This is a genomic window from Flavobacterium sp., from assembly GCF_035195345.1.
Lineage (GTDB): Bacteria > Bacteroidota > Bacteroidia > Flavobacteriales > Flavobacteriaceae > Flavobacterium.
Window position 1 is genome coordinate 1,377,844 of record NZ_CP136574.1, and the last position, 25,162, is coordinate 1,403,005.

Here is a 25,162-nt window from a genome sequence, read left to right on the forward strand (position 1 = left end):
GAGGTGCTAATATAGTTAATATTAGAAATGTTTAAAAATATTTATTAAAAATTTTATTTTTTAGACAGTAAAAGCAAATAAATCCTACAATAGCTCCTAGCGAATTTGCTAAAGCATCATGAAAATCAGCTTCTCTGTTTTTTGTCAATACGCATTGCAACACTTCAATAACTATGCCATATAGTATTACAAAAACAACAATTAACAAATTATGTTTCATTTTTAAGTGAGACTTTCTTTTTGCCAAACATAAAAGTAAAACAAATACGGCATAAAATAAAAAATGTATTATTTTATCATTGCCCGATACATATTCTTTGGGAAAACTATTAAAACTTATTAAACTTAAAACAGCAATAAAAAGTGCCCAAATTATAGCAAGAAATAAAAAATTACGCTCCGATAAGTGCTTTATAATCTTCACTTGATAAAAGTGTTTCTATTTCAGAGGCATCAGAAAATTTCACTTTAACCATCCATCCATCTCCATAAGGATCTGTATTTACTTTTTCAGGATCTGATTCTAATGAATCGTTGAATTCGATTATTTCTCCAGACAATGGTAAAAACAAATCAGAAACAGTTTTTACAGCCTCAACTGTTCCAAATACTTCGTCTTTAGTTAACGTTTGATCTAAAGTTTCAACTTCAACATATACAATATCACCCAATTCTTTTTGAGCAAAATCTGTAATCCCGACTGTTGCTACATCGCCATCAATGGAAACCCACTCGTGGTCTTTAGTGTATTTTAAATTTGCTGGTATATTCATTTTGATTATAAATTTTTGACGTACAAATGTAATTGTATTTATTGAATAGAAAAAAAGGTTTTTGTTATTTTTTTATCAAATAAAACAACCTACCAAAAAATTGATTTTGATAGGTTGTTTTTAATTCATTATTTAATTCAACTAGTTTCCGAAATTATAGCGCAAAGTAAATCCTCCTCTAATATTTGTTGTTGGAAAAGAAGTTGAAATTACAGCTTGAGAGAATTGATGATCGTAGAATAAAATAGCTGTTAAATTTCTACTGAAAGAATAATCTGCTGTAAATTTGATAGACCATAAATCTTGCCCTCCACCCAATTGATTATTATCGTAATCTAAATAACGAACAATTGTATTGTTTTTTCGTAATGAAAAATCGGCTTTAATGTTAATATCACTCTTAATTACGCCACTTACATTATCTGCTAATGAAGAATTAAACGTAACATCTTTAATTCTGTAACCCAATCCTATTATATATTCATTTCCACTAACTTCTGTAAGTAAGTTGTTATCGAAACTCATATTTAAAGTTCTATCTTTTTTAAGTTCTGCAAGAATTTTTATTGAATTTTTCATTTCAAATTCTACTTTAACTAATGGATTAAATTGTTCTGCTAAATTAACATTTGAGATAATTTTTGATGCAAAGAAATTTCCATTAGCATCTACAGGAGCTGTATTTAAATTTGAACGAAATGAATTTACGTTATAACTAGCTCGATACCCATGTTGAACAGAAAATCTTTTGAAATTATCTTTAAACCATTTGTATCGCATTAAACCTGTATATTTGATAGTCCAGTTTGGCAAAGGCACATTTCTAAAAACACCCGTAGAAACCTTTTCTGCTTCTTGTCCAGAATAAGCCGCTAAAAATGAAGGCAATAAAACTTGTTGACTATTTTTTCCATATCCAATTGGATAACCATCAGCATCTCTTGGAAATGAGTTTCCTCCATAATATCCTTCTGCTAATCGATTTGCTACCACTAACCTATTGTCTCTAAAATCTTGAAAAGTTTGAGAAACGTTTACATCGCTTTGCGCAAATGCGGTTTTAATTAAAATAGTTGAAACATTAAAATTCCCAAAATCATACGGTGCACGAGAATTATATTGCCCACCAGAAACATCAAACTGTTCTGAAAAATTATAAGCATACGTTCTATCCGCCGTAAAATCAATTTTTAAATCAGGGAACAATTCCATTTGAGCTGTAAAACTTATTTTTTTGTTTTCAACCTGTGTAAAATTTTGATTAAACTCAGGATAATTTGTTAGCCAGCCATTTTTTGCTGCTTCATATCGAACGTCGGATTGGCTTCCAAAAACAAATCCTAGTGTTGGTTTTGATGAACCAAAGAACCCTAAACCTGGTAAATAACCTGGTAAAACTGTTCCGTTATTTTCAGTATAATTAATTTGAATATTTTTTACACTCGTAATTACTCCTATTAAACCGCTCATGAAAGCACTTCTTTCTAAAGTAACATTTCCTTTTGGTGCTTTAACTTGTTCTCCTGGTTTTGGTGCAACTTTTTTATCTTTTTCAGAAACTGGCTTTTTCTTGTTGCTTTTCGTTTTAGTCAATCCTATATACTTGTAAAACAAATCCATATTTAAAGTAGTGTTCAACTTATGAGAATTTGCATTTTGAATCAAATTTCCTAAAGCATAAATATTTCCATCTTCACCTGTTACCGATGAAAAAGCATCAGAAGAGCGTTGCCAATTGTAATCTCCAGTATAAGTATAAGTTGATTTTACAAAACTTAACAGCGGAATTTTATTAATTGGCAAATCATAATTTAAAACCAATTGTTGATTGTGTTGATTAGATTCCCCAATATTCCAATAATCATCCCAAATATCTAATCCATCAATTGGTAAATTATTTTCATCCAAATAATTACGTACAATATTGTTTGATGAAGCGGTATAATTTAATCGAAGCGATTTGGTTAAATTATAATTAAACCCATACGTATAATTGAAAAAATAATTTCTTCTATACAAATCACCTAAACCGATACCTTGCACATCAACTAATCTAAAACGTTGTTTATTGAATTGGCGAATTATATTAGAACTAAACGAAACATTTGATGGCAAATAATTGAAATTAAAATCGCTTAACATTTTATAATATCCATTTTTATTTAAGAATTTGCTGTTCTTAAATGGCTCAACGGTTTTAGGTTTAAAAGTGAAAGCATAATCAACTGTAGTTCTATTTTGCTTATCAATTAAATTTTCAATTTCATAATCGTGGTGTTCTGTTTCGTTTAATGAATACGATAGGGTTAGATTTTCTACATCGTAGAAATTTGCTGTTTTTTCAGGCGCTTTCTCTTTTTTAACTCCAATTAAATTGAAACTTGTTCTTTTTGTGTAATCAATAGCTCTTTGTTCAATATTTGAACGTTCATTAGCATCCGAAGTTATATCTAATAATTGATTTAATTCAATATCTTGATAAAAAGGGTCAAATTTTGGAGTAATTGTTTCTTCGCCAACAGCATAATTAAACGGCAAATTGATTCCCCATTTTTTTGGCAATAATTTTCCTAAATTTACATTTGTTACAATATCATATTGAAAAACATCCTCTCTACTTCTTTCATTTGGACCTTGTTCTAACGCACCAAAACCAATAGTTCCTACTCTAGTTGTAGCTGAAACATTTGCAAAGTCAGCAAAATTAGTATCTAAGTTAGCAACAGCTGCATATCCTCCTTTGTTGTCCATATCCGACATACGAAGTTCATTAAACCAAACTTCTCCACGTTGAATATCGCCTGATTTATTTTTGATACCAATCATTAAGGTTCGAACCAAACCAAAATTTGGGTTTCCTTTAATTCCTAAAGTCAGTCTGCTATTTGAAGAGCCAATTTTAGCATCTTCCTCCTCAATAAAACCAATACCACTAGGATCACTATAATCAATAGCGGGATCATTCTGAAGATTTAAAATTTTTAGTTTAGTTAAAAAATCTAAAGGAATTTCCATTTCATTTTCAGACGGCCATACCTCTTCAGGAGTAGAAGCACCAAAAGCTGTAACTTTTAAAGGCATTTCAACTTGATAGAAATTATCCGTAAAGTCATTTCCAAAACGAATAAACGCAATTAGTTCATCATCTTGTAAATCACCATCCTGTACCGCCTCTGCGTGTAAAAACATTCGTAGTTTTTTAAACTGACGCATGTCAACATTAACATTTTTAAATACTGCTCTAGCATCGTCATTTTCCAATCCATTAGTAGTACCGCCTAATTTATCATAAACGCGTAACGAAAGCGATTGTTCATTTTGATTTATAATAGTATTATTGTTATAAAGTTGTTCTCTAACTACACCTGGAGGAGTTACATATTTAATTGGGCTTCTTTGTCCATTTTCTTGAATATTCAAAGCCACTACATCAAAACCTGTATTCTCGTCATTTGGATCGGTATCTAATTCATCAAATGTACCTGTATATCTTCTCCATTCTCCTCTAACTAAATCTAAAGCACCAAAACGCAAGGTTACTTCATCTTTAAATCCGCTCATATACATTCTCATGAATCGGATTGAACGGAAATCGGTAATTGGCCCAACTTTATTCGCATCAATTACCTCTAGAATTGGTATTTTATATAAAATCCATCTAGCTTTTCCAACCTGTCCATTAGGTAAATCAACATTATCATCCTTTCTAAAATCGGCAATATAGTTTTGTCCAACAGGTACATCAGCATCATTATCCCCGTATGCTTGAAAAGGCACTTCGAATTTAAAGTAAGCATTGATGGTATTCATCGTATTATCACGATTTACATCTTCTACATCTGGGAATGTTGTGTTTCCTCTATTATCGTTTGTAACATTTACAGGTGAATTTCCTTGAACTCCATTATAATTTTTATAACGTGTCACTACATCACCCGAAGTTTCTAAATAAAAACGGTAATTGTCCGCAGCAGGGTCAGGGAAAGCAGCAAAATCAGTATATTTTACAGCCTCATTAACATCCGTTAGTCCATCAAATCCAGCATCCTGAACCGCTCTATTTGCTTCATTCGTGTCAAACGCATAAATTAATGATTGAGAAGCTGGTACTTGCCCCCAAGCTGTACTAATTGTTGGTTGAGTTGAACCTACTTCTGGTAATCCATTTTCATATAATTTTCTTCCATCTCTTAAAACATCCTCAGATATTTCTCCAAGATTAAAAACTAATTTTCCTGTATTTGTTGGATCCGCTTTATCACCAGTATTCCCATAATACGGATCCATTACCCAAAACTGAATATATTCTACATTTGATTGCTCAAAATTTGTTGAATTGATAGCTCTAGTTATACCAGCCCATGTTTCAGGAGCTTCTACATCTGTAAACTGATTTGTAACACTCAAGTTTGGATTAAAATTATAAGGGCCTCTATCTTTAGGAAAATAGGTTAAATCTAAGGTATTAATTACCGTAGACTGTCCCTGAGCAATATCCGTTACAGGATACAATTCACGGCTAAATACACGTCTTGTTTTATTGAATGACAAATCATCATCATCAATTCCAGAAGGAGTTTGCGTATAAAAAACAGGATCTATTGAATACCAAGCCAACTTACTTCTTTTATCACCTACCCTTAAATTATCAGTAAGTGGTTCAGCAGTAGATGGAACTCCATCATAATTATCCTCTAAAGGAACACTTGACAAGGTCCAAGCTTGAGGTGAACGCATGTCAATGGTGGTTTGCGAACCTTCAAAATCATCTATGTAAGTTGTTGCTTCTCCATTAAATTGATCTGCTTTGGATGCTCCTGGTTTTAGATAAGCAATTTCACCTCTAAAAGATAAGTTTGACGGCACATCAGTATCAATGTTTGGCAACTTATTTACTAATCGTGTAAAAAATGGAACTTCCGTAGAATAGTTTGTATTGAATCCGAAAATAGTATTATTTACAGATTCTTGTCCGTAATTTGATTTGGTTGTAAAGGGTCTTTCAGACATGTTTAAAATAGTAGCTCCCATTAAAAACTTGTCGTTAAATTTGTGCTCCACATTTAATCCCCAAAATCTTCTGGTTTGTTGTCCGAAAACCGAGTTGTTTTCCACAGAAACCTCAATTGGAGTATTTGATGCTTGTAATGAAGGATCTAAAATTTGTACTTTACCCATTTGATAATTCACAGTATAATCAACTCCTTCTACCAAAACTCTACCACCAGCAGTAACTACAACAGAACCTTGTGGTACATTGAAAGCCCCAATTGAAATTCCGTCTCCACCCATTGATTTAAAACGACCTTTTAATTGGAATTTATTTTTTGCACTTTCTTGTAAAGCTGCTGCTTGAGTTGTTTTGTACAAACTTCTAAATACATATTTAGCTTGATTACTATTATATGTTAATGGATCATCATAATTTTCAACCAAAGACGGAACATCTAATTTTTGAAATAAATGCTTTCCAAAAGGTTCCACTTTTGTAAAAATAATTTTTCCGCGTTGCGTATCAACTGTTAAACCTGGATAAAAATCAAAAAAACCATCTCCACCTTCTTGAGGGTCGTTAGTATAATTCAATTGATCTAAATTAAAAACTTTCAACAAAGGTGTTTGTTCAACATTTGAAGGCAAAGGATCAACTCCAGATTGTGTTATGTAATTTAAAGGCGAAGGATCGGTATAAAGAATATTTAACTTAAAATCTTCTTGTTGCAATTGATAACCGCCCGGGATTTGATAAATATTTTTCATCATTAAATTCCAAGTAGGCATCGTATAATCTACACTTGCAACTTGGTATTTATCAATGGTTAAGTTACTTTTTAATAATTTTAGTATCAACGCTTGTGAATTTGGAATTCCAGAATTCACATTGGTAGCATCAACTCCGTCCGTACCAAATTCTCCTACTTGATATACATCACCGCCTATTGTGTATTGATATGAAACCGCTAAAACTTCATCGTTTGCTAATTTTTGATTTAACGAAATATATCCTAGTTGCGGATGATATGTATATTCTGATGCAGTTAATTTTCTGGCATTTTCAAGTTTTGCAAAGTCAATTCCTTCTGAAGCAACCACACTAGGGATAAAACCGTTTGATGCCAAAGAAACATCTCTAATTGAACTGTTTAAAAAATTACTTCCGATGGCATTTGGATCATATTTATTGTTCGCATTGTTAGAAGGAGTATTTGCTCCCACATTATAAAAAGCAGGATTAGAACCTAAGTTGATATGAACAGTTTCTTGAGGCAAAACTCCCGTTAGAGGGGCTTCACCTAAATCTTGAAGTGCAACAATATTTCTAAGATTATTTTCTGTTGAATTTACTCTATTTTGCTTATTGGTAATCCAAACTTCAATTCTATTAATCTGTACACGCGAATTTACGTATGGAAAAGTTTCAAGAGCCTTATCATAATTATTTCTGAAATATTGTGATAAGAAATAATGACGATCAGCATCATAATCCAAGGCAAAAATTTCAAAATCTTGAAGTGTTCCACCACCTTGTGAGGTAACCGATTTAGTTTGCGATTTTTGTTCTGAAAAAACTCCTGTAAACGTAGTTTTACCAAATTGTAATTGTGCCTTTACACCAAATAAACTTTGAGCACCTCTCACCAATGAATTTGATAATGGAAAACTAACATTTCCTACTTCTATTTTCTTGATAATGTCATCCTCCGTTGGCGTATATTCTAATTTTATTAAATTTTGAAACGCAAAAGTTGATTGGGTATCATAATTCACATTTACATTTAATCGAGTTCCCACCTTACCTTGCAAACCAACACTAATTCTTTGATCAAAATCAAAACTTGTTGTTTTTCTATTTCTTGGAGAAAATGAAGGATTATCTTGTTTGGTAAAACGTATCCCTAAATCTAATTCAACAGAACCGGTAGGTTTTACATCTATAGTATTACTTCCAAATATAGATTCAAAAAATTTAGAATTCACATAATATCTGGGTAATAAATCTTTTTTAGCCGCTTCAGAGCCCTCTTTTTTACCATCAATTGCAGCAGATTTTTCTTGATAATACTTACGCATTTGTTCTCTCAAAACAAGCTCTTCATATTGTTTTGGGGTAAGTATCATAGGATATTTAATATTAAACCCGTCAACAGAACTGGTGTAAATATAACGATCAGAAGCCGCATCATAGGTGTATTTATCCAAAATACTCAAAGGATTTGGCATGTTTAATTTTCCTAAATCAACACCTGTTTTTACAGTATCTTTTTCCTCTTCATCTACTTGAGCTTGAAGTGAAAAAGAAAACAACATTACTACGAATGCAAAACTATATTTTATATTACCTATTACTTTTATTGCCGTTTTTTCCAAGTTTTATAAATTTTTTAAAGCTTGTTTTATTAAGTTTTCTACAGAGGAATTTGGGGTTTCTCTAACAATTTTATCAATTACTTTTTCGGCAGCTTTTCTCGCAAAACCTAAAACTTCTAAAGCAGATAACGCTTCATCTTTATTTGTATTGCTTTCCACAACAGAAACTTCATCTAAATTATACACTTTTAACACTTTTTCTTTTAAATCTAAAATAATTCTTTGAGCAGTTTTTGCTCCAATTCCTTTCATAGATTGCATCGTTCCCAAATCATTTGAAGCAATGGCTTGTATAATTTGACTTGGTGCCAGCGAAGACAACATAGTTCTAGCAGTACTTGCTCCCACTCCAGAAACGGAAAGTAACAATTTGAATAATTCACGTTCTTGTTTTTCTACAAACCCATATAAAGTATGCGCATCTTCTCTAATTTGTAAAAAAGTAAATAATTTTAAACTTTCAGAATCAGATAATAAAGAATACGTATGCAATGAAATATTAATATGATAGCCCACACCATTGCAATCTATGATTACTTCGGTTGGTGTTTTTTCAACTAATCTTCCTTGAATGTGTGCTATCATATTACCTTTTTATTTCATTAACTTTTTTCCTTTTTCCTGTGCATCTACTACTGCAACCGCTGCCATATTCACCATTTCTTCAACGCTTGCGCCTAACTGAAACACGTGAACAGGCTTGTCTAATCCAAGAATTATAGGCCCGATAGATTCAGCCTTATTTAATTCTTTTAATAATTTATAGGTAATATTAGCTGCGTCTAAATTAGGAAAAATAAGTGTATTAACTTTTTTATTTACCAATTTAGAAAATGGGAACTTACTTTTTAACATGTCAGGGTTCAAAGCAAAGTCGGTTTGAATTTCACCATCCACAATTAAATCAGGGAAATTTTCATGTAAATAAGCAACTGCTTGTCTTACTTTATTAGGTCCTTCATTTTGAGAAGAACCAAAGTTTGAATAGGAAATCATGGCAATAACAGGTTCCATTCCAAACATCTTAACCGTTTTAGCAGTCATTAATGCTATTCTTGCCAAATCATCCGCTGACGGATTTGGATTAATTGCAGTATCTGACAAGAAGATTGGTCCTCTTGCCGTCATCATCATATTGGTCGTTGCAATTTTAGAAACTCCTGGAGCTTTATCTATTAATTGCATAACAGGTTTAATCGTTGAAGGATAACTTCTTGAATATCCAGTTACCAAAGCATCTGCTTCGCCAGTGTTTACCATCATTAACCCAAAATAGTTACGTTCACGCATCCATTTTTCAGCTTCGTACAATGTAACGCCTTTACGTTTTCTGGTATCCCAAAAATGCTTTGCGTACTCTAATCGTTTTGCTTCAGATTCTTTTGTTTTTGGATCAAAAATTGGCACTTCCACATCGAAACCAATTTCTTCTTTTAATTCCATGATTATTTCTTTGTTTCCTAATAAAATTGGAAAACCAATACCTTCTTCATGAACAATTTGGGCTGCTTTTAACACATCAATTTGATCAGCTTCAGCAAAAATAATACGTTTTGGATTTGTTCTTGCTCTGTTGGTTAACAAGCGAATCATTTTGTTATCAGAACCCATTCGTTCTAATAATTCATCTTTATATTTATCCCAATCCGTAATTGGCGCTAAAGCTACTCCTGATTCCATCGCAGCTTTTGCTACTGCTGGCGGAACTTCGGCAATCAATCTTGGATCAAATGGTTTTGGAATAATATAATCGCGACCAAACGTTAATTTAGTTTCGCCATACGCAATATTTACTTGTTCTGGAACTGATGCTTTTGCCAAATTAGCTAAGGCAACAACAGCCGCTTTTTTCATGTCCTCATTAATTTTAGTCGCTCTAACATCTAAAGCACCTCTAAAAATAAATGGAAAACCAAGTACATTATTTACCTGATTAGGATGGTCTGAACGACCCGTTGCCATAATAATATCTTTTCTTGTAGCGATTGCTAAATCATAATTAATCTCAGGAGTAGGATTTGCCATAGCAAACACAATTGGATTGTCGGCCATTCCTAACAACATTTCGGGTGTAACAATATCACCCGTTGACAATCCTACAAAAACATCAGCGCCTTTCATAGCATGTGCTAAATCGTCAAAATGTTTATCTGTTGCATAGACACGTTGCATGTCAGAAATTTTTGGATCGTCTTTACGCAATGCCCCTTTACTATTGAACATTACTACGTTTTCTGGTTTAACCCCAAAAGAAACATACAAATTGGCACAAGCAATGGCTGCCGAACCTGCTCCAGAAATCACCATCGTAACTTCTTCCATTTTCTTACCAGCTAATTCTACTGCGTTCAATAAAGCGGCTGATGAAATGATGGCAGTTCCGTGTTGGTCATCGTGCATTACTGGAATATTCAATTCCTCTACCAAACGTCTTTCAATTTCGAATGATTCTGGTGCTTTGATGTCTTCTAGGTTAATTCCTCCGAAAGTTGGAGAAATATTTTTTACTGTTGCAATGAATTCTTCGATGTCTTTTGTTCCAACTTCAATATCAAAAACATCAATATCTGCAAAGATTTTAAACAACAACCCTTTTCCTTCCATTACGGGTTTTGAAGCTTCTGGACCAATATCTCCTAAACCTAAAACTGCGGTTCCGTTTGATATTACAGCTACTAAATTTCCTTTTGCGGTATATTTATAAACGTTGTTAACGTCTTTTTCTATTTCTAAACAAGGTTCTGCTACACCTGGAGAATACGCTAAAGCTAAATCTCTTTGTGTTGCATATTTTTTTGTGGGAACTACCTGAATTTTTCCGGGAGTTGGTTTTGCGTGATATAATAAGGCTTCTCTACGTTTACTATCTTTATGCATGGTTTTATATTTTACTAACTTACAAATATAAGGGTATACGTATAAAATGAGAAATTATTTTGGCATTCTTTTGAAAAAATAAATGGATTATTTGTTGAAGTTGATTTGGTTTTAGACTTGAAGGAATATTTTACAAAGCAAAATAGTCTTACTAGTATAAAATATTCATTTAAGGAAAAAATTGGGTTAGCCAACCATTTAACAAATCATCAAAATAGCTTTCAGCATATTTTTGATATTTTTTAATAGGTATTACTTTTAAACCATCTTTTGGAATAAATTTAATTGAATCATGCGCTGGACATTCAACAAAAAAAGAACTATGCTTCGGATTTTTCTCATCAAATACAATAAAATAATTAGCTCCTTCTAAAGCTTTTTTACTTGTACTATCCCAAGCTAAATAAATACTATCATTCACTAAATATCTATATTCAACACCACTATTACCGCTACCATAAGTATTCCGTAAAGCTATTGCAGTTGTATATTTAGCATTGCCATATAAGACTTTATTTTCATAATAAATATAATAAACTACAGATAAGTAAATTAAAACTATGAGTAAAAAAATCTTGACCAATGTATTTACTTGTAATTTCATCCAACATTTTATTTTACAAACAAACCTTTCACCTTCTTAAAACCCGTCATCAACAAAACGGCTACCAATCCAAAAGCGATTCCTACACCAAATTCAGCTAGTGTTGATGGAATACTGTGTGGAATTAAATGATGAACATATTCAATATTATGAAGAAAAATACCTCCTGAAACTAAGATAAGAGCGATAGTTCCTAACACGGCAAGTCCTTTAATCACTATTGGTAAGGCTTTAATTAAAATTCCACCCAATGAAGAAAAAAATCCTTTGTTATCCGATTTTCTCATCAAATAAAAACCAGCATCATCCATTCGTACAATTAAAGCTACGATTCCGTAAACTCCTATTGTAGCAATAATAGCTACTAAAGTCACGCTTATAATTTGGGTAATTAATTCGTGTTGCTTTTCCATAGCTGTTCCTAAGGCGATGATGACAATTTCAAGCGAAAGAATAAAATCGGTTTTAATCGCAGAGCTTACTTTTGCTTTTTCAGAATTTTCGTTATCTTCCTCAAGCTTACTTTCTTTGATAACTTCTTCGCCTTTTTTAGCACGATGAAAAAAGTATTCGATAATTTTCTCCACACCTTCGTAGGCTAAATAAACTCCTCCGATAATTAAAGCTGCTTTAATGGCTGGCGGATATAACCAATTCAAAACAAAAACAACTGGCAGAATAATTAATTTATTGATAAACGAGCCTTTTGTAATCGCCCACAACACTGGAATTTCTCTTGAAGCTAAAAATCCAGTTGCTTTTTCGGCATTTACCGCCAAGTCATCTCCTAAAATTCCTGCTGTTTTTTTGGTTGCTAATTTACTTGTCATTGCTACATCGTCCATCAATGCAGCGATATCGTCTAAGATTGCGAAAAATCCTGAAGCCATAATTTTTAATTTAATTTTTCTTTTTAATAACCCTCAAAACTACGTCAAAGTTTTCTTTTGGAAAATATTTTTTGTTTGAAAAAGTGTATCGAATTCTTATTTCTTCAAAAAAATAATGTTACGAAGTAAGCCTTCATATTTGGTTCGTTTCACAGCAGAATTTTTAAATACTTTTTGAAATGTATCCACCGTAATTTCTTCCCAATCCGATTTTGAGAAATTTAAAATGTCTGAATTCACTTGAAAAAGCGGTTCATTATGAGGTTTTGAGAAACGATTCCACGGACAAACATCTTGGCACACATCGCAACCAAACATCCAATCATCAAATTTACCTTTCATTTCTTGTGGTAAATTATCTTTCAATTCAATCGTGAAATATGAAATACATTTGCTTCCATCTACAACATACGGAGCCACAATAGCTTCCGTCGGACAAGCATCCAAACAAGCAGTGCAAGAACCACAATGGTCGGTTGTTGGTGTATCGTAATCTAATTCCAAATCAATAATTAATTCTGCAATAAAATAGAACGAACCGACTTTTTGGGTGATAAGATTACTATTTTTTCCAATCCAACCCAAGCCACTTTTTTCTGCCCAAGCTTTATCTAAAACCGGTGCCGAATCTACAAAAGCCCTTCCTGAAACTTCGCCAATTTCGGTTTGAATGAAATGTAACAATTCCCTTAATTTCTCTTTTATGACATGGTGGTAATCTTGTCCGTAAGCGTATTTGGAAATCTTATACGAATCTTCATTTTGAAGTTCGGAAGGATAATAATTCAATAATAACGAAATCACACTTTTAGCATCATCTACCAAAAGCGTTGGATTTAAACGTTTGTCAAAATGGTTTTCCATATAACTCATTTGACCGTTCATTTGATTGTTTAACCAATTTTCTAATCGAGGCGCTTCTTCTTCAAGAAAACCAGCTTTGGAAATACCACAAGACAAAAAGCCGAGGCGTTGGGCTTCTTGTTTTATGATGGATGTCTGATGATGGATGATGGATGACTGAATCACTTATTTTAATTGCGTTTTGAAAGCCAAAGTTCTATTCATCAATTCGAATGACTTAGCATACAAGTAATCAAATTGCTCTTGAGTTATGTAATTTCTCCTTTTTGCTTTATGCAAACACGTTACAACTTCAGCTATTGAACGAATTGAATAATTTAGAAATCGCTTGAATTCAGGTATAGTTTGTTCAACGGAACCTTCAGAAATGTTTAATGCAATTGAATCAACAGCTCTTAAAATTTGAGAAGATAAATTATAACGTTCAATTTGAGGAAAAGAATTCGCTATAGTATTAATTTCTTCCCCAAAATCCATTGCTAATTGCCAAATAATTAATTTTTCAAACTTAAAACTCATATATTTTATTCTTAAAATTTGAAACATCCATCATCAAACATCCATCACCCATCACTAAAAAAGTCCTCCTTGAATGCTATTTTTAATTTTCCCTAAATGCTTATAGGCTTTTTCTGTCACTTCTCTTCCTCTTGGAGTTCTCATGATAAAGCCTTCTTGTATTAAGAAAGGCTCGTAGACTTCTTCAATGGTTTCACCACTTTCGGAAACTGCTGTTGCTAATGTTGATAATCCAACTGGTCCGCCTTTGAATTTTTCGATTATGGTTAATAGAATTTTATTGTCCATTTCATCTAATCCGTGTGCATCTACATTAAGTGCTTTTAGTGCAAATTTTGCAATTTCAATGTCGATGTTACCGTTTCCTTTGATTTGAGCAAAATCTCTAACACGACGCAATAAAGAATTGGCGATTCGAGGTGTTCCTCTACTTCTTCCTGCGATTTCAATAGCCGCTTCCATTGTAATTGGCATTTTTAAAATAGAAGAACTACGTTGGACAATCGTGGTTAATAATTCGGTATTGTAATATTGTAATCTACTTTGAATTCCGAAACGAGCACGCATTGGAGCCGTCAATAATCCAGAACGAGTAGTTGCACCAACTAAAGTAAATGGATTTAAATTGATTTGAACCGTTCTTGCATTTGGACCCGATTCAATCATGATATCAATCTTGAAATCTTCCATTGCAGAATATAAATATTCTTCCACAATCGGGCTTAAACGATGGATTTCATCAATAAATAAAACATCTCTTTCTTCTAGATTGGTCAATAATCCAGCTAAATCACCCGGCTTATCTAAAACCGGTCCTGAAGTGATTTTGATTCCTACTCCTAATTCGTTTGCCAAGATATTTGCCAACGTAGTTTTACCCAAACCTGGAGGTCCGTGAAACAAGGTATGATCTAAAGCTTCATTTCGCAAATTTGCCGCTTGTACAAAAACAATTAGATTTTCTAATACTTGCTCTTGACCAGCAAAATCATCAAAACTGAGTGGGCGCAATGCCTTTTCAATATCAATATCTTGCGGAGTATAGAATTCTTTATTGGGATTCAAATTATCGTTCATAAAAGCAAAGATAAGTAAAGTTATAAAACAAAAACCTCTCCGATTGGAGAGGTTTGTATATTGTGGAAAAAATCTTAGTGATGTAAAACTTCTTCTCCTTCTTTCATTGGTGTGATTTGCGTAACAAAGTCTTCATCATGACCTGGTTTACTATAATCATAAGGCCATCTGTGTACTTCAGGAATTTCTCCAGGCCAGTTTCCATGAATATGTTCAACTGGTGTAGTCCATTCTAAAGTATTAGATCTCCATGGGTTTTGAGTTGCTTTCTTACCATAGAAAATACTATAGAAGAAGTTCCAGAAGAAAACGATTTGGAATGCAGCTCCAACGATTGCAAAAATTGTAATTAAAACATTCACATCAGCTAATTCGTCGAATAATGGGAAAGCTGAGTTAGTATAGTAACGTCTTGGTAAACCAGCCATTCCAATAAAGTGCATTGGGAAGAAAACTCCGTAAGCACAAACAGCAGTTACCCAGAAGTGAACGTAACCTAAGTTTTTGTTCATCATTCTACCAAACATTTTAGGGAACCAGTGGTAAACACCAGCAAAGAATCCGTAAAGTGCAGAGATACCCATTACTAAGTGGAAGTGAGCTACTACGAAATATGTATCGTGAACGTTAATATCTAAAGTTGAATCTCCAAGAATAATACCTGTTAAACCTCCAGTGATGAAAGTAGATACTAATCCGATAGAGAATAACATTGCAGGATTTAATTGTAAGTTACCTTTCCATAATGTTGTAATGTAGTTGAATGCTTTTACAGCCGATGGAATTGCAATTAATAATGTTGTAAAGGTAAATACTGAACCTAAGAAAGGATTCATACCTGAAATAAACATGTGGTGACCCCAAACAATAGTTGATAAGAATGCAATTGCTAAAATAGAAGCAATCATTGCACGGTAACCAAAAATTGGTTTTCTAGAGTTTGTAGCAATAATTTCAGAAGTAATACCTAAAGCTGGTAATAAAACGATGTAAACTTCAGGGTGACCTAAGAACCAGAATAAGTGCTCGAATAATACTGGAGAACCACCTTGGTAATGTAAAACTTCACCTTGAATAAAAATATCTGATAAGAAGAATGATGTTCCAAAACTTCTATCGAAAATTAATAATAATGCCGCAGAAAATAATACTGGGAAAGATACAATACCAATAATAGCAGTTACGAAGAAAGCCCAAACTGTCAAAGGCAATCTTGTCATCGTCATACCTTTAGTTCTTAAGTTGATAACTGTAACTACGTAATTCAAAGATCCCATTAAAGAAGATGCGATGAAAATAGCCATTGAAGCCAACCATAAAGTCATACCTAAACCTGATCCAGGAATAGCTTGAGGCAAAGCACTTAAAGGAGGATAAATTGTCCAACCTGCAGACGCTGGTCCAGATTCAACAAATAAAGAAGCAATCATGATAATACAAGAAATAAAGAACATCCAAAAAGAAAGCATGTTCATAAATCCTGAAGCCATGTCACGTGCTCCAATTTGTAATGGAATTAACAAGTTACTAAAAGTACCACTCAAACCAGCAGTAAGTACAAAGAATACCATGATTGTTCCGTGAATAGTTACCAAAGCAAGGTAAATATCGTTACGCATTACTCCATCTGGCGCGAAATTATCTCCTAAGAATACTTTGAAAATTTCGAAAGATTCTTCTGGCCATGCAATTTGCATACGGAAGAATAAAGATAAAACAACTCCAACAATACCCATCAATAAACCTGAAATAAGGTATTGCTTCGCTATCATTTTGTGATCCAAACTAAAAATATATTTAGTTATGAAAGTTTCTTTATGATGACCGTGATCGTGTGACATACTAATTCTATTATATTTAATATAAAATAACTTATTTAATAACTTGTGCTACAACTTTTGTTGAATCAACAGCTACTGCGGTAGCTTCAGCTGGCGCTGCTGCTGGTGCAGGAGCATTAGCTTCTTTCCATTGTTGTGCTAATGTAGGTTTTTCAGCTAACCATGCTTTAAAATCAGCAGGTGTATCAACAACAATTTTCATTTGCATATTGTAGTGAGATGCACCACAAATTTTATTACATAATAATAAATAATCAAATGTATAAGGGTCTAAAGCTACACCACCTTCAGCAACAATTTTCTTGCTGTTTTTCGTTCTGATTTTATTAATTTTATCAACTTTAGCAACAATTGCTTCATCATTTCTCATGTCAGCAGTTGTAACTGTTGGGATAAAAGAGAACTGAGTAACCATACCAGGAACACAGTTCATTTGCGCTCTAAAATGAGGCATATAAGCAGAGTGTAAAACGTCTTGTGAACGCATTTTAAAAATTACTCTTTTGCCTTTTGGGATATGTAATTCATTAACCACTTTATCATCTTGAGCAGCTGGATCAGCTAAATCAACACCTAAAGTATTAATACCTTCAATTAATCGAACGTTTGCTTTTCCTAATGTTTTATCATCACCAGCATAACGAGCTTCCCAACCAAATTGTTTAGCATATAATTCGATAACAATAGCATCTTGTTCGTCTTCTTTATCAACAAACATAATATCGTTCCAAGTATATAAACCATACATAATTAAACCTGCTAAAACAATAACTGGAATAATAGTCCAAATAGCTTCTAACTTGTTGTTATCTGCAAAATATAATGCTTTTTGACCTTCTTTACCTCTATATTTAAAAGCAAAGTAGTGCAATAAGAACTGAGTAATAGTTTGAACGAAGAAAATTAATGCCATAGAAATAGCCATCAAATTGTCAACATCTTTACCATGTTCAGAACCAGGAGTACCTAATACTAAATCACCCCAAGCATATAATGAATAAATAGTGAATACATAAATGAATCCTACAAAGGCAAACATTAAATAACCATTAACACTATTATCTTTATCATTAGCAATTTCGTCATTATCTGAAGAACCGCCTATTTGGGTTAAATCAAATATCTTAGTTAATTGCCAAACCGCAATACCAACTAAAACTAAAATTATAAATACCAAGAAACTTGTCATTTTTATTTCTTTTTAACTATTAATAATGAAAATGCTTACTTTCCTCAATAAAAGGATTTCCTTTTGGAACTAATGGAGCCTTAGTTAAAGCTGTAAAAACAACGAAGATAAATAAACCTAAGAAGAACATTAAAGCTCCAATTTCAGGAATACCAATAAACCATTGATCACCAACTGTTGCAGGCATAATCATATTGAAGAAATCAACATAATGTCCAAATAATATTACGATACCTGCCATAACTACAATCCAAGTTAAACGTTTGAAATCTGTATTGATTAAGATTAACAATGGAAAAATGAAGTTTAAAGCTAACATTCCGAAGAAAGGTAATTTGTAGTGCTCGATACGAGTCACGAAATAAGTAACCTCTTCTGGAATATTTGAATACCAAATCAACATAAATTGAGAGAACCATAAATATGTCCAGAAAATACTGATACCAAACATAAATTTAGCTAAATCGTGAATGTGACTTGTATTAATATGCTCTAAATATCCTTTAGATTTTAAGTATAATGTAATCATTGCAATTACAGTAATTCCACTTACGAAGAAACTTGCAAATACATACCATCCAAATAAAGTACTGTACCAGTGTGGGTCAACAGACATAATCCAGTCCCAAGACATAATTGACTCAGAAACGATGAAGAATACTAGGAAGAAAGCAGCTAATTTGAAGTTTTTCTTGTAAGGTGTATTATCTTCTGCACTATCTTGAGCGATAGAGTTTTTTCTAAATTTGAAACGAACAAAGTTCCATACTACTAAAATAATAGCTGCAGTAGCTAAAAATCTACCAACACTTAACCAACCTTTTTTAAGGAAAATAAGTTTGTCAAATTTAACAGATTCTGGGTTAACCACTTCAGGATCCATCCAAACAAATAAATGATTGAAATGCATTCCAGCTAAAACTAACAATACGAAGAAAATAATAGAACCAGGTAATAAATACGCAGTAATACCTTCCATTACTCTAAATAAGATTGGAGACCAACCTGCTTGAGCCGCATATTGAATAGCATAAAAAGCTAAAACACCAACAGAGATTAACATAAAGAAAATACAAGCAACATACAAAGCAGCCCAAGGTTTGTTTTGTAATTGGTGTAATACATGTTCTAAATGTTCTTTATGTTCATCGTGAGAATGAGCGTCAGCTTTAGCATGAGTATCGTGATTGTCTGCATGAGCAGGAGCTTCAGCAACAGCTACAACAGCGGTAGTATCTTCAGCGTGTGAAGTGGAATCAACTGTAGTAGTGTGAGCTTCGGCATGTGTTGAATCTGCAGCATGAGCCTCAGCAACTTTTACAGTATCAGCTACAACATGAGTATCTGTACTATGTGGAGCAACTTTCTCTACATGAGCAGCTTCATGACCATGATGACTATCTGCTAATAATTTTTCTACATCCTCAATTGTTTTAGGAGCGGCCATGAAACCAATTCCAATACCAATTGCACCTAAAATCATTAGGACGAATGAAAAAGTTTTTAATTTACTTGAAAACGTGTACATATCTATTATTTTCAAAAAGTTTTACTATTATAATCCAGCTTTTAATTTTAAAACGTAATCAGCCACCATCCATCTCTCTTCTTGAGATAATTGATTAGCGTGAGAACCCATAGAGTTTAATCCATAAGTAATTACGTGAAAAATACTTCCGTCTGTAATTTCTCTATCTTTATAATTTGGTACTCCAAGGAATTTTTCTTTAACAACTAAATTTCCTTTTCCGTCACCTTTTTCACCGTGACAAATTGCACAATAAACTGTATATAAGTCTTTAGCCTTATCTTGATTAATTCTTGTTGGGTCTAAAGGAGATTTTAAAGTTGCTTTAGCTAAAGCATATCCTTCTGGTGTATTTGGAATTTCGTAAGGAACAAAACCTCTTTTAATTGATCCTTTTGCAGGCACTTGAGCTTCAACTCCACCTTTAAATACATCATGCTCCGAATACGTTTCATAAGAAACCGCTTCGTACATATTAGGAAAAAACTGATAGTTAGGTTTTGCTTTATCGAAACATGAAGTTGCCATGAAAGACAAACCTACTACTGCTACTATTTTATATAAACTTTTCATAACTATCTATTAATGCTTTTCTACAACTTTAACTTCAACCGCTCCAGTACTAGTAAAGAAAGAAACTAATTCTTCCTCATTACCATGAATACCCACTTCCATTAAGAAATGGTCGTCAGTAGTTCTTACATCTGGATTTTCAGCTTGTTTAAAAGGCCATAATTTACTTCTCATGTAAAAGGTAATAACCATTAAGTGAGCTGCAAAGAAAACCGTTAATTCGAACATAATTGGAACGAAAGCTGGCATGTTATCAATATAACTAAAACTTGGTTTACCTCCAATATCTTGTGGCCAATCTTGAATCATAATAAAATTCATCAATGTTGTAGCAACAGATAAACCAATAATTCCATAAATAAAAGCACAAATAGCAATTCTTGTTGGAGCTAATCCCATTGCTTTATCCAATCCGTGAACTGGAAAAGGCGTATAAATTTCTTCGATATGATGATGAGCTGCTCTTGTTTGTTTAACAGCATCCATTAAAACATCATCATCATTATATATAGCGTGTATGACTTTATTACTCATGATATTAATGATTATCTGAATGATTATGACCGTGTTGTTCTCTTTCTTTCTTGTAATTATCTCCAGAAGCTTTTAAGATTGTTTTAACCTCTGCTTGAGCAATTACAGGGAAACTTCTAGAATATAATAAGAATAATACAAAGAAGAATCCGATAGTTCCAATATAAATACCAGCATCAACAAAAGTTGGTTGGAACATTGTCCATGAAGATGGTAAATAATCTCTATGTAATGAAGTTACGATAATTACGAAACGCTCAAACCACATACCTACGTTTACAACGATAGAGATAATGAAAGAGGCCATAATGTTGGTTCTAATTTTCTTAGACCACATAACTTGCGGAGAAATTACGTTACAAGTCATCATTAACCAGTATGACCACCAGTAAGGACCAGTTGCTCTGTTTAAGAATGCATATTGTTCGTATTCAACTCCAGAATACCAAGCTACGAATAACTCCGTAATATAAGCACAACCTACGATAGAACCAGTAATCATGATTACGATGTTCATTAATTCGATATGTTGTACAGTGATATAATCTTCTAAGTTAGATACTTTTCTCATGATAATAAGAAGAGTATTTACCATTGCGAATCCAGAGAAAATAGCTCCAGCAACGAAGTATGGAGGTAAGATTGTAGTATGCCATCCTGGGATTACAGAAGTAGCAAAGTCAAAGGATACAATAGTGTGTACAGAAAGTACAAGAGGAGTTGCTAAACCAGCTAATACAAGAGAAACCTCTTCAAAACGTTGCCAGTCTTTAGCTCTACCAGACCATCCAAAAGAAAGGATAGAATAAACTCTTTTTGTAAAAGGAGTTACCGCTCTATCACGTAACATAGCAAAGTCAGGTAATAAACCAGTCCACCAGAAAACTAATGATACTGATAAATACGTAGAAATTGCAAATACGTCCCATAATAATGGTGAGTTAAAATTCACCCATAATGATCCGAATTGATTTGGAATTGGTAATACCCAGTAACCTAACCATGGACGACCCATGTGGATAATTGGGAATAAACCTGCTTGCATTACCGAGAAAATCGTCATTGCTTCTGCAGAACGGTTAATAGCCATTCTCCATTTTTGACGGAATAATAATAATACTGCAGAGATAAGAGTTCCGGCGTGACCGATACCTACCCACCAAACGAAATTGGTGATATCCCAAGCCCAACCTACTGTTTTATTTAATCCCCATGTTCCAATACCAGTGGTTACCGTATAAATCATACAACCTAATCCCCATAGGAAAGCGGCTAATGCGATTGAAAATACTGTCCACCATTGTTTGTTTGCTCTACCTTCTACAGGTCTAGCCACATCTACCGTTACATCGTGGTAAGATTTACTTCCTACTACTAAAGGTTTTCTAATGGGTGCTTCGTAATGAGACGACATAATCCTTTATATTGTTTCTATTAATTAATACTTATTTATCGTTTCTAACTTTCACGTGGTACATCACGTTTGGTTTTGTTCCGATGTGCTCTAATAAATGATACATTCTGTCTGATTCTACTAATTTAGCAACATCTGATTCTGAATCATTAATATCACCAAATTTCATAGCACCACTAGAACATGCAGCAGAACAAGCAGTTTGGAATTCATCCTTACCAACAACTCTACCTTCACGTTTAGCTTTTAATTTAACAGCTTGCGTCATTTGGATACACATAGAACATTTTTCCATAACTCCACGAGAACGTACATTTACATCTGGATTGATAACCATACGACCTAAATCATCATTCATATGATAATCAAATTCGCTGTTTTTGTTATATAAGAACCAGTTGAAACGTCTTACTTTATATGGACAGTTGTTAGCACAGTAACGCGTACCAACACATCTGTTGTATGCCATGTGATTTTGACCTTCTCTACCATGAGATGTTGCAGCTACAGGACAAACTGTCTCACATGGAGCGTGGTTACAGTGCTGACACATTACAGGTTGGAAAGCAATTTGAGGATTTTCAGAAGGATCTTCCATACTTGCGAAAGTATCGATAGAACTCATTAATCCACTTGCAGATTCTTTTAATTCGATATCACCAGCAAAAGTTTCTTTCGAAGAATAATATCTGTCAATACGCAACCAGTGCATATCTCTACTTCTTCTAATTTCATCTTTACCAACTACTGGTACATTGTTTTCTGCGTGACATGCGATAACACACGCTCCACATCCTGTACAAGCATTTAAGTCGATAGATAAATTAAAATGGTGACCAACACTTCTGTCAAAAGAATCCCATAAATCAACCTCTGTAGCAGCTGTTGGTTTGTGATCTAATGACACCATTGGAATTGGATTCCAAACTTTAGCGTCTTTAGTATTAAAAACTTCTAATGTAGTTTCTTTAATAATATCACCTCTACCCATTAATGTTTTTTGCAACTGAACACAAGCAAATTCATGCTCTCCTTCAGCAACAGTAATAGTAGCCGATTGATTAGAGTTTAAGTTAGCGTATAAAGCATAAGCATTAACACCTACTTGCATCTCTTCTTTTAATCCTAATTTTTTACCATATCCAAAAGCTAAACCTAAAGTTCCTTTTGCTTGACCTGGTTGAATAATAACTGGTACGTTTTCTAAAGTAGCATTTCCTACTTTAATAGTTGCATAACTTCCGTTTAAACCTCCGTTAGCTACATTCCAATTTTTAAAACCTTTAGCTTCAGCATCTGCTTTAGACATAGTTACATAGTTATCCCAAGATACTCTTGTGATAGGATCAGGAAATTCTTGTAACCATGGGTTATTTGCTTGTTGCCCATCTCCCATTCCAACTTTAGAATATAAAACTAAATCAAAATTAGAAGATTTTGCTTGCGCTAAAGCTGAAGCTGCCGAAGCATAATCAGCAGAAGCTCCACTTAATGGACTTGCTACAGAAGCAACAAAACCATCATGCACTGCTTGATTCCAAGATTTTCCTGCTAAATAAGTAGCAGAGAAAGATTTTAAGAAATCATAATAAGCAACCGTATTGTCTGTCCAAGCTAATAAAGCTTCTTGAAACTGTTTTGTATTGAATAAAGGACGAATCGTTGGTTGCATAATGCTGTAATTACCTCTAGTAATAGCAACATCTCCCCAAGACTCTAAATAATGTGGAGCCGCAGCAGCAATTGAAGTTAAAGTTGAAGTTTCATCTTCTTTCATTGAGAAAGCAACAGAAAGTTTAACTGATTTTAAAGCCGCAACAAACTCTTTTGAATCTGCTAAAGTATACGCTGGATTAACACCATTCATAATTAATGTATGAACTTTTCCAGCTTTCATATCAGCCACTAATTGAGCCACCGCTTTTGCATCTCCTTTTCTTGTAAGAATAGCATCAGAAGTATTAAAAGCTGTAGACTGTAATTCATTATTAATAGCTAATGCTAATAATTGAGCGTTTACATCGTCTAAACCAGTTACAAAAACACCTTTTGAACCAGCTGCTTTTAATTGATTAGCCGCTTTTACAACAGCCTCTTCATATTTATCAATTTTTGATGTGCTTACAGCGCCACCTGTAACGATATTATAAATTTTAACTAATGCTTGTTTTTGAGCCGAAACATTCAATGGAATTCTAACATCCGCATTAGCACCTGCTAAAGACATATTAGCTTCAATTTGAATATGTTTAGACATCATTCCGTTTTTAGGAATACGACCTTGAGCATATCCAGCATCAAAACCTCCACCTTGCCAATCTCCTAAGAAATCTGCACCAACAGAAACAATTGTATTAGCTTTTGAAAAATCGTAATTAGCTAAAGCTCTTACACCATAAACCGCTTGAAAAGCGTCTAAAGCGTTTGATTCAGAAACTGCATCATAAACAACATGTTTAGTTGTTGGATATTTAGCAACTAAAGAAGCAATTAAAGCATCTGTTGAAGGACTTGCCATGGTGTTTGTTAACACTACTACATTTCCACCTTTTGCTTTTGCATCTTCTAAACTAGCTTTAACTTTAGTATTTACGTCAGCCCAAGTTGCATCTTTTCCAGCAATTTTAGGTTGTTTTAAACGTAAACTATCATATAATGAAAGAACAGAAGCATGAACTCTTGCATTTGCTCCAGTTTTTGCTCCTTCTAAATTATTGTTCTCTACTTTAATAGGACGACCCTCACGAGTTTTGATTAAAATATTAGCAAAATCAAATCCATCAGCCATTGTTGTTGCATAATAATCAGCAACACCAGGAATAATTTCTTCTGGTTGAACTACGTAAGGAATTGACTTTACAACAGGACCTTCACAAGCTGCTAATGAAGCGGCAGCCGTGCTAAATCCAACATATTTCAAAAAGTCACGACGAGTAGTTGACGAAGCAGATAAAGTTTCCTTATCTCCTAAAAACTGGTCAACCGGAATTGGTTCCACAAACTCGTTGTTTCTTAGCGTCTCAACAATAGAACTATTTTCGTTTAGTTCTTCAACACTTTTCCAGTATTTTTTGTTTGATGCCATTGTATAGTATATTAGCTTCTTAAATT

The 25,162-nt window shown here is 33.4% G+C and carries 17 protein-coding genes; all 17 read right to left on the reverse strand.

What is annotated here, in order from left to right:
• Nucleotides 1-31: 31 nt before the first annotated feature.
• On the reverse strand, nucleotides 32-424 hold the full coding sequence (locus tag RSE15_RS06675; RefSeq protein WP_324066850.1) for a VanZ family protein: 393 nt from the start codon (nucleotides 422-424) through the stop codon (nucleotides 32-34).
• Nucleotides 393-773 carry a glycine cleavage system protein GcvH gene (gcvH, locus tag RSE15_RS06680; RefSeq protein ID WP_324066852.1) on the reverse strand — a complete coding sequence of 127 codons (381 nt, stop codon included), beginning with the start codon at nucleotides 771-773 and terminating at the stop codon, nucleotides 393-395. The genes RSE15_RS06675 and gcvH overlap by 32 nt, the downstream gene beginning before the upstream one ends.
• 141 nt (nucleotides 774-914) lie before the next feature.
• The gene (sprA, locus tag RSE15_RS06685; RefSeq protein WP_324070430.1) at nucleotides 915-8,081 is read right to left on the reverse strand and encodes a T9SS outer membrane translocon Sov/SprA; all 7,167 of its coding nucleotides are present in this window, start codon (nucleotides 8,079-8,081) and stop codon (nucleotides 915-917) included.
• Nucleotides 8,082-8,144: 63 nt separating this feature from the next.
• Nucleotides 8,145-8,726 carry a Holliday junction branch migration protein RuvA gene (gene ruvA, locus RSE15_RS06690; protein WP_324066854.1) on the reverse strand — a complete coding sequence of 194 codons (582 nt, stop codon included), beginning with the start codon at nucleotides 8,724-8,726 and terminating at the stop codon, nucleotides 8,145-8,147.
• A 9-nt stretch (nucleotides 8,727-8,735) separates the two neighbouring features.
• Nucleotides 8,736-11,018 carry an NADP-dependent malic enzyme gene (locus RSE15_RS06695; RefSeq protein ID WP_324066856.1) on the reverse strand — a complete coding sequence of 761 codons (2,283 nt, stop codon included), beginning with the start codon at nucleotides 11,016-11,018 and terminating at the stop codon, nucleotides 8,736-8,738.
• A 169-nt stretch (nucleotides 11,019-11,187) separates the two neighbouring features.
• Nucleotides 11,188-11,622, reverse strand: a complete 435-nt coding sequence (locus tag RSE15_RS06700; protein WP_324066858.1) for a hypothetical protein — start codon at nucleotides 11,620-11,622, stop codon at nucleotides 11,188-11,190.
• Nucleotides 11,623-11,630: 8 nt separating this feature from the next.
• A complete protein-coding gene (locus RSE15_RS06705; RefSeq protein WP_324066860.1) occupies nucleotides 11,631-12,512 on the reverse strand; it encodes a DUF808 domain-containing protein in 882 nt (293 codons plus the stop codon).
• Nucleotides 12,513-12,608: 96 nt separating this feature from the next.
• Entirely contained in the window at nucleotides 12,609-13,538 is a 930-nt protein-coding gene (gene queG / locus RSE15_RS06710; RefSeq protein WP_416380769.1) for a tRNA epoxyqueuosine(34) reductase QueG, read from the reverse strand.
• A gap of 3 nt (nucleotides 13,539-13,541) precedes the next feature.
• On the reverse strand, nucleotides 13,542-13,895 hold the full coding sequence (locus RSE15_RS06715) for a four helix bundle protein (protein WP_324066862.1): 354 nt from the start codon (nucleotides 13,893-13,895) through the stop codon (nucleotides 13,542-13,544).
• A 54-nt stretch (nucleotides 13,896-13,949) separates the two neighbouring features.
• Entirely contained in the window at nucleotides 13,950-14,972 is a 1,023-nt protein-coding gene (gene ruvB, locus RSE15_RS06720) for a Holliday junction branch migration DNA helicase RuvB (protein ID WP_324066864.1), read from the reverse strand.
• Between the two features lie 74 nt (nucleotides 14,973-15,046).
• Nucleotides 15,047-16,813 carry a cytochrome c oxidase subunit I gene (locus RSE15_RS06725; protein WP_324066866.1) on the reverse strand — a complete coding sequence of 589 codons (1,767 nt, stop codon included), beginning with the start codon at nucleotides 16,811-16,813 and terminating at the stop codon, nucleotides 15,047-15,049.
• A gap of 31 nt (nucleotides 16,814-16,844) precedes the next feature.
• Nucleotides 16,845-18,002 (reverse strand): cytochrome c oxidase subunit II, encoded by a 1,158-nt coding sequence (locus tag RSE15_RS06730; protein ID WP_324066869.1) that lies wholly within the window; start codon nucleotides 18,000-18,002, stop codon nucleotides 16,845-16,847.
• Nucleotides 18,003-18,021: 19 nt separating this feature from the next.
• Nucleotides 18,022-19,530: a quinol:cytochrome C oxidoreductase gene (locus RSE15_RS06735; RefSeq protein WP_324066871.1), complete on the reverse strand. Its 1,509-nt coding sequence runs from the start codon at nucleotides 19,528-19,530 to the stop codon at nucleotides 18,022-18,024.
• 27 nt (nucleotides 19,531-19,557) lie between these two features.
• Complete coding sequence (locus tag RSE15_RS06740) at nucleotides 19,558-20,103, reverse strand: c-type cytochrome (protein ID WP_324066873.1); 546 nt, start codon at nucleotides 20,101-20,103, stop codon at nucleotides 19,558-19,560.
• Between the two features lie 9 nt (nucleotides 20,104-20,112).
• Nucleotides 20,113-20,637 carry a DUF3341 domain-containing protein gene (locus tag RSE15_RS06745; protein ID WP_324066875.1) on the reverse strand — a complete coding sequence of 175 codons (525 nt, stop codon included), beginning with the start codon at nucleotides 20,635-20,637 and terminating at the stop codon, nucleotides 20,113-20,115.
• Between the two features lie 4 nt (nucleotides 20,638-20,641).
• Nucleotides 20,642-22,051 carry an NrfD/PsrC family molybdoenzyme membrane anchor subunit gene (gene nrfD / locus RSE15_RS06750; RefSeq protein ID WP_324066877.1) on the reverse strand — a complete coding sequence of 470 codons (1,410 nt, stop codon included), beginning with the start codon at nucleotides 22,049-22,051 and terminating at the stop codon, nucleotides 20,642-20,644.
• 31 nt (nucleotides 22,052-22,082) lie between these two features.
• Nucleotides 22,083-25,136, reverse strand: coding sequence for a TAT-variant-translocated molybdopterin oxidoreductase (locus RSE15_RS06755; RefSeq protein WP_324066878.1), 3,054 nt, complete (start codon nucleotides 25,134-25,136; stop codon nucleotides 22,083-22,085).
• Nucleotides 25,137-25,162: the final 26 nt, after the last annotated feature.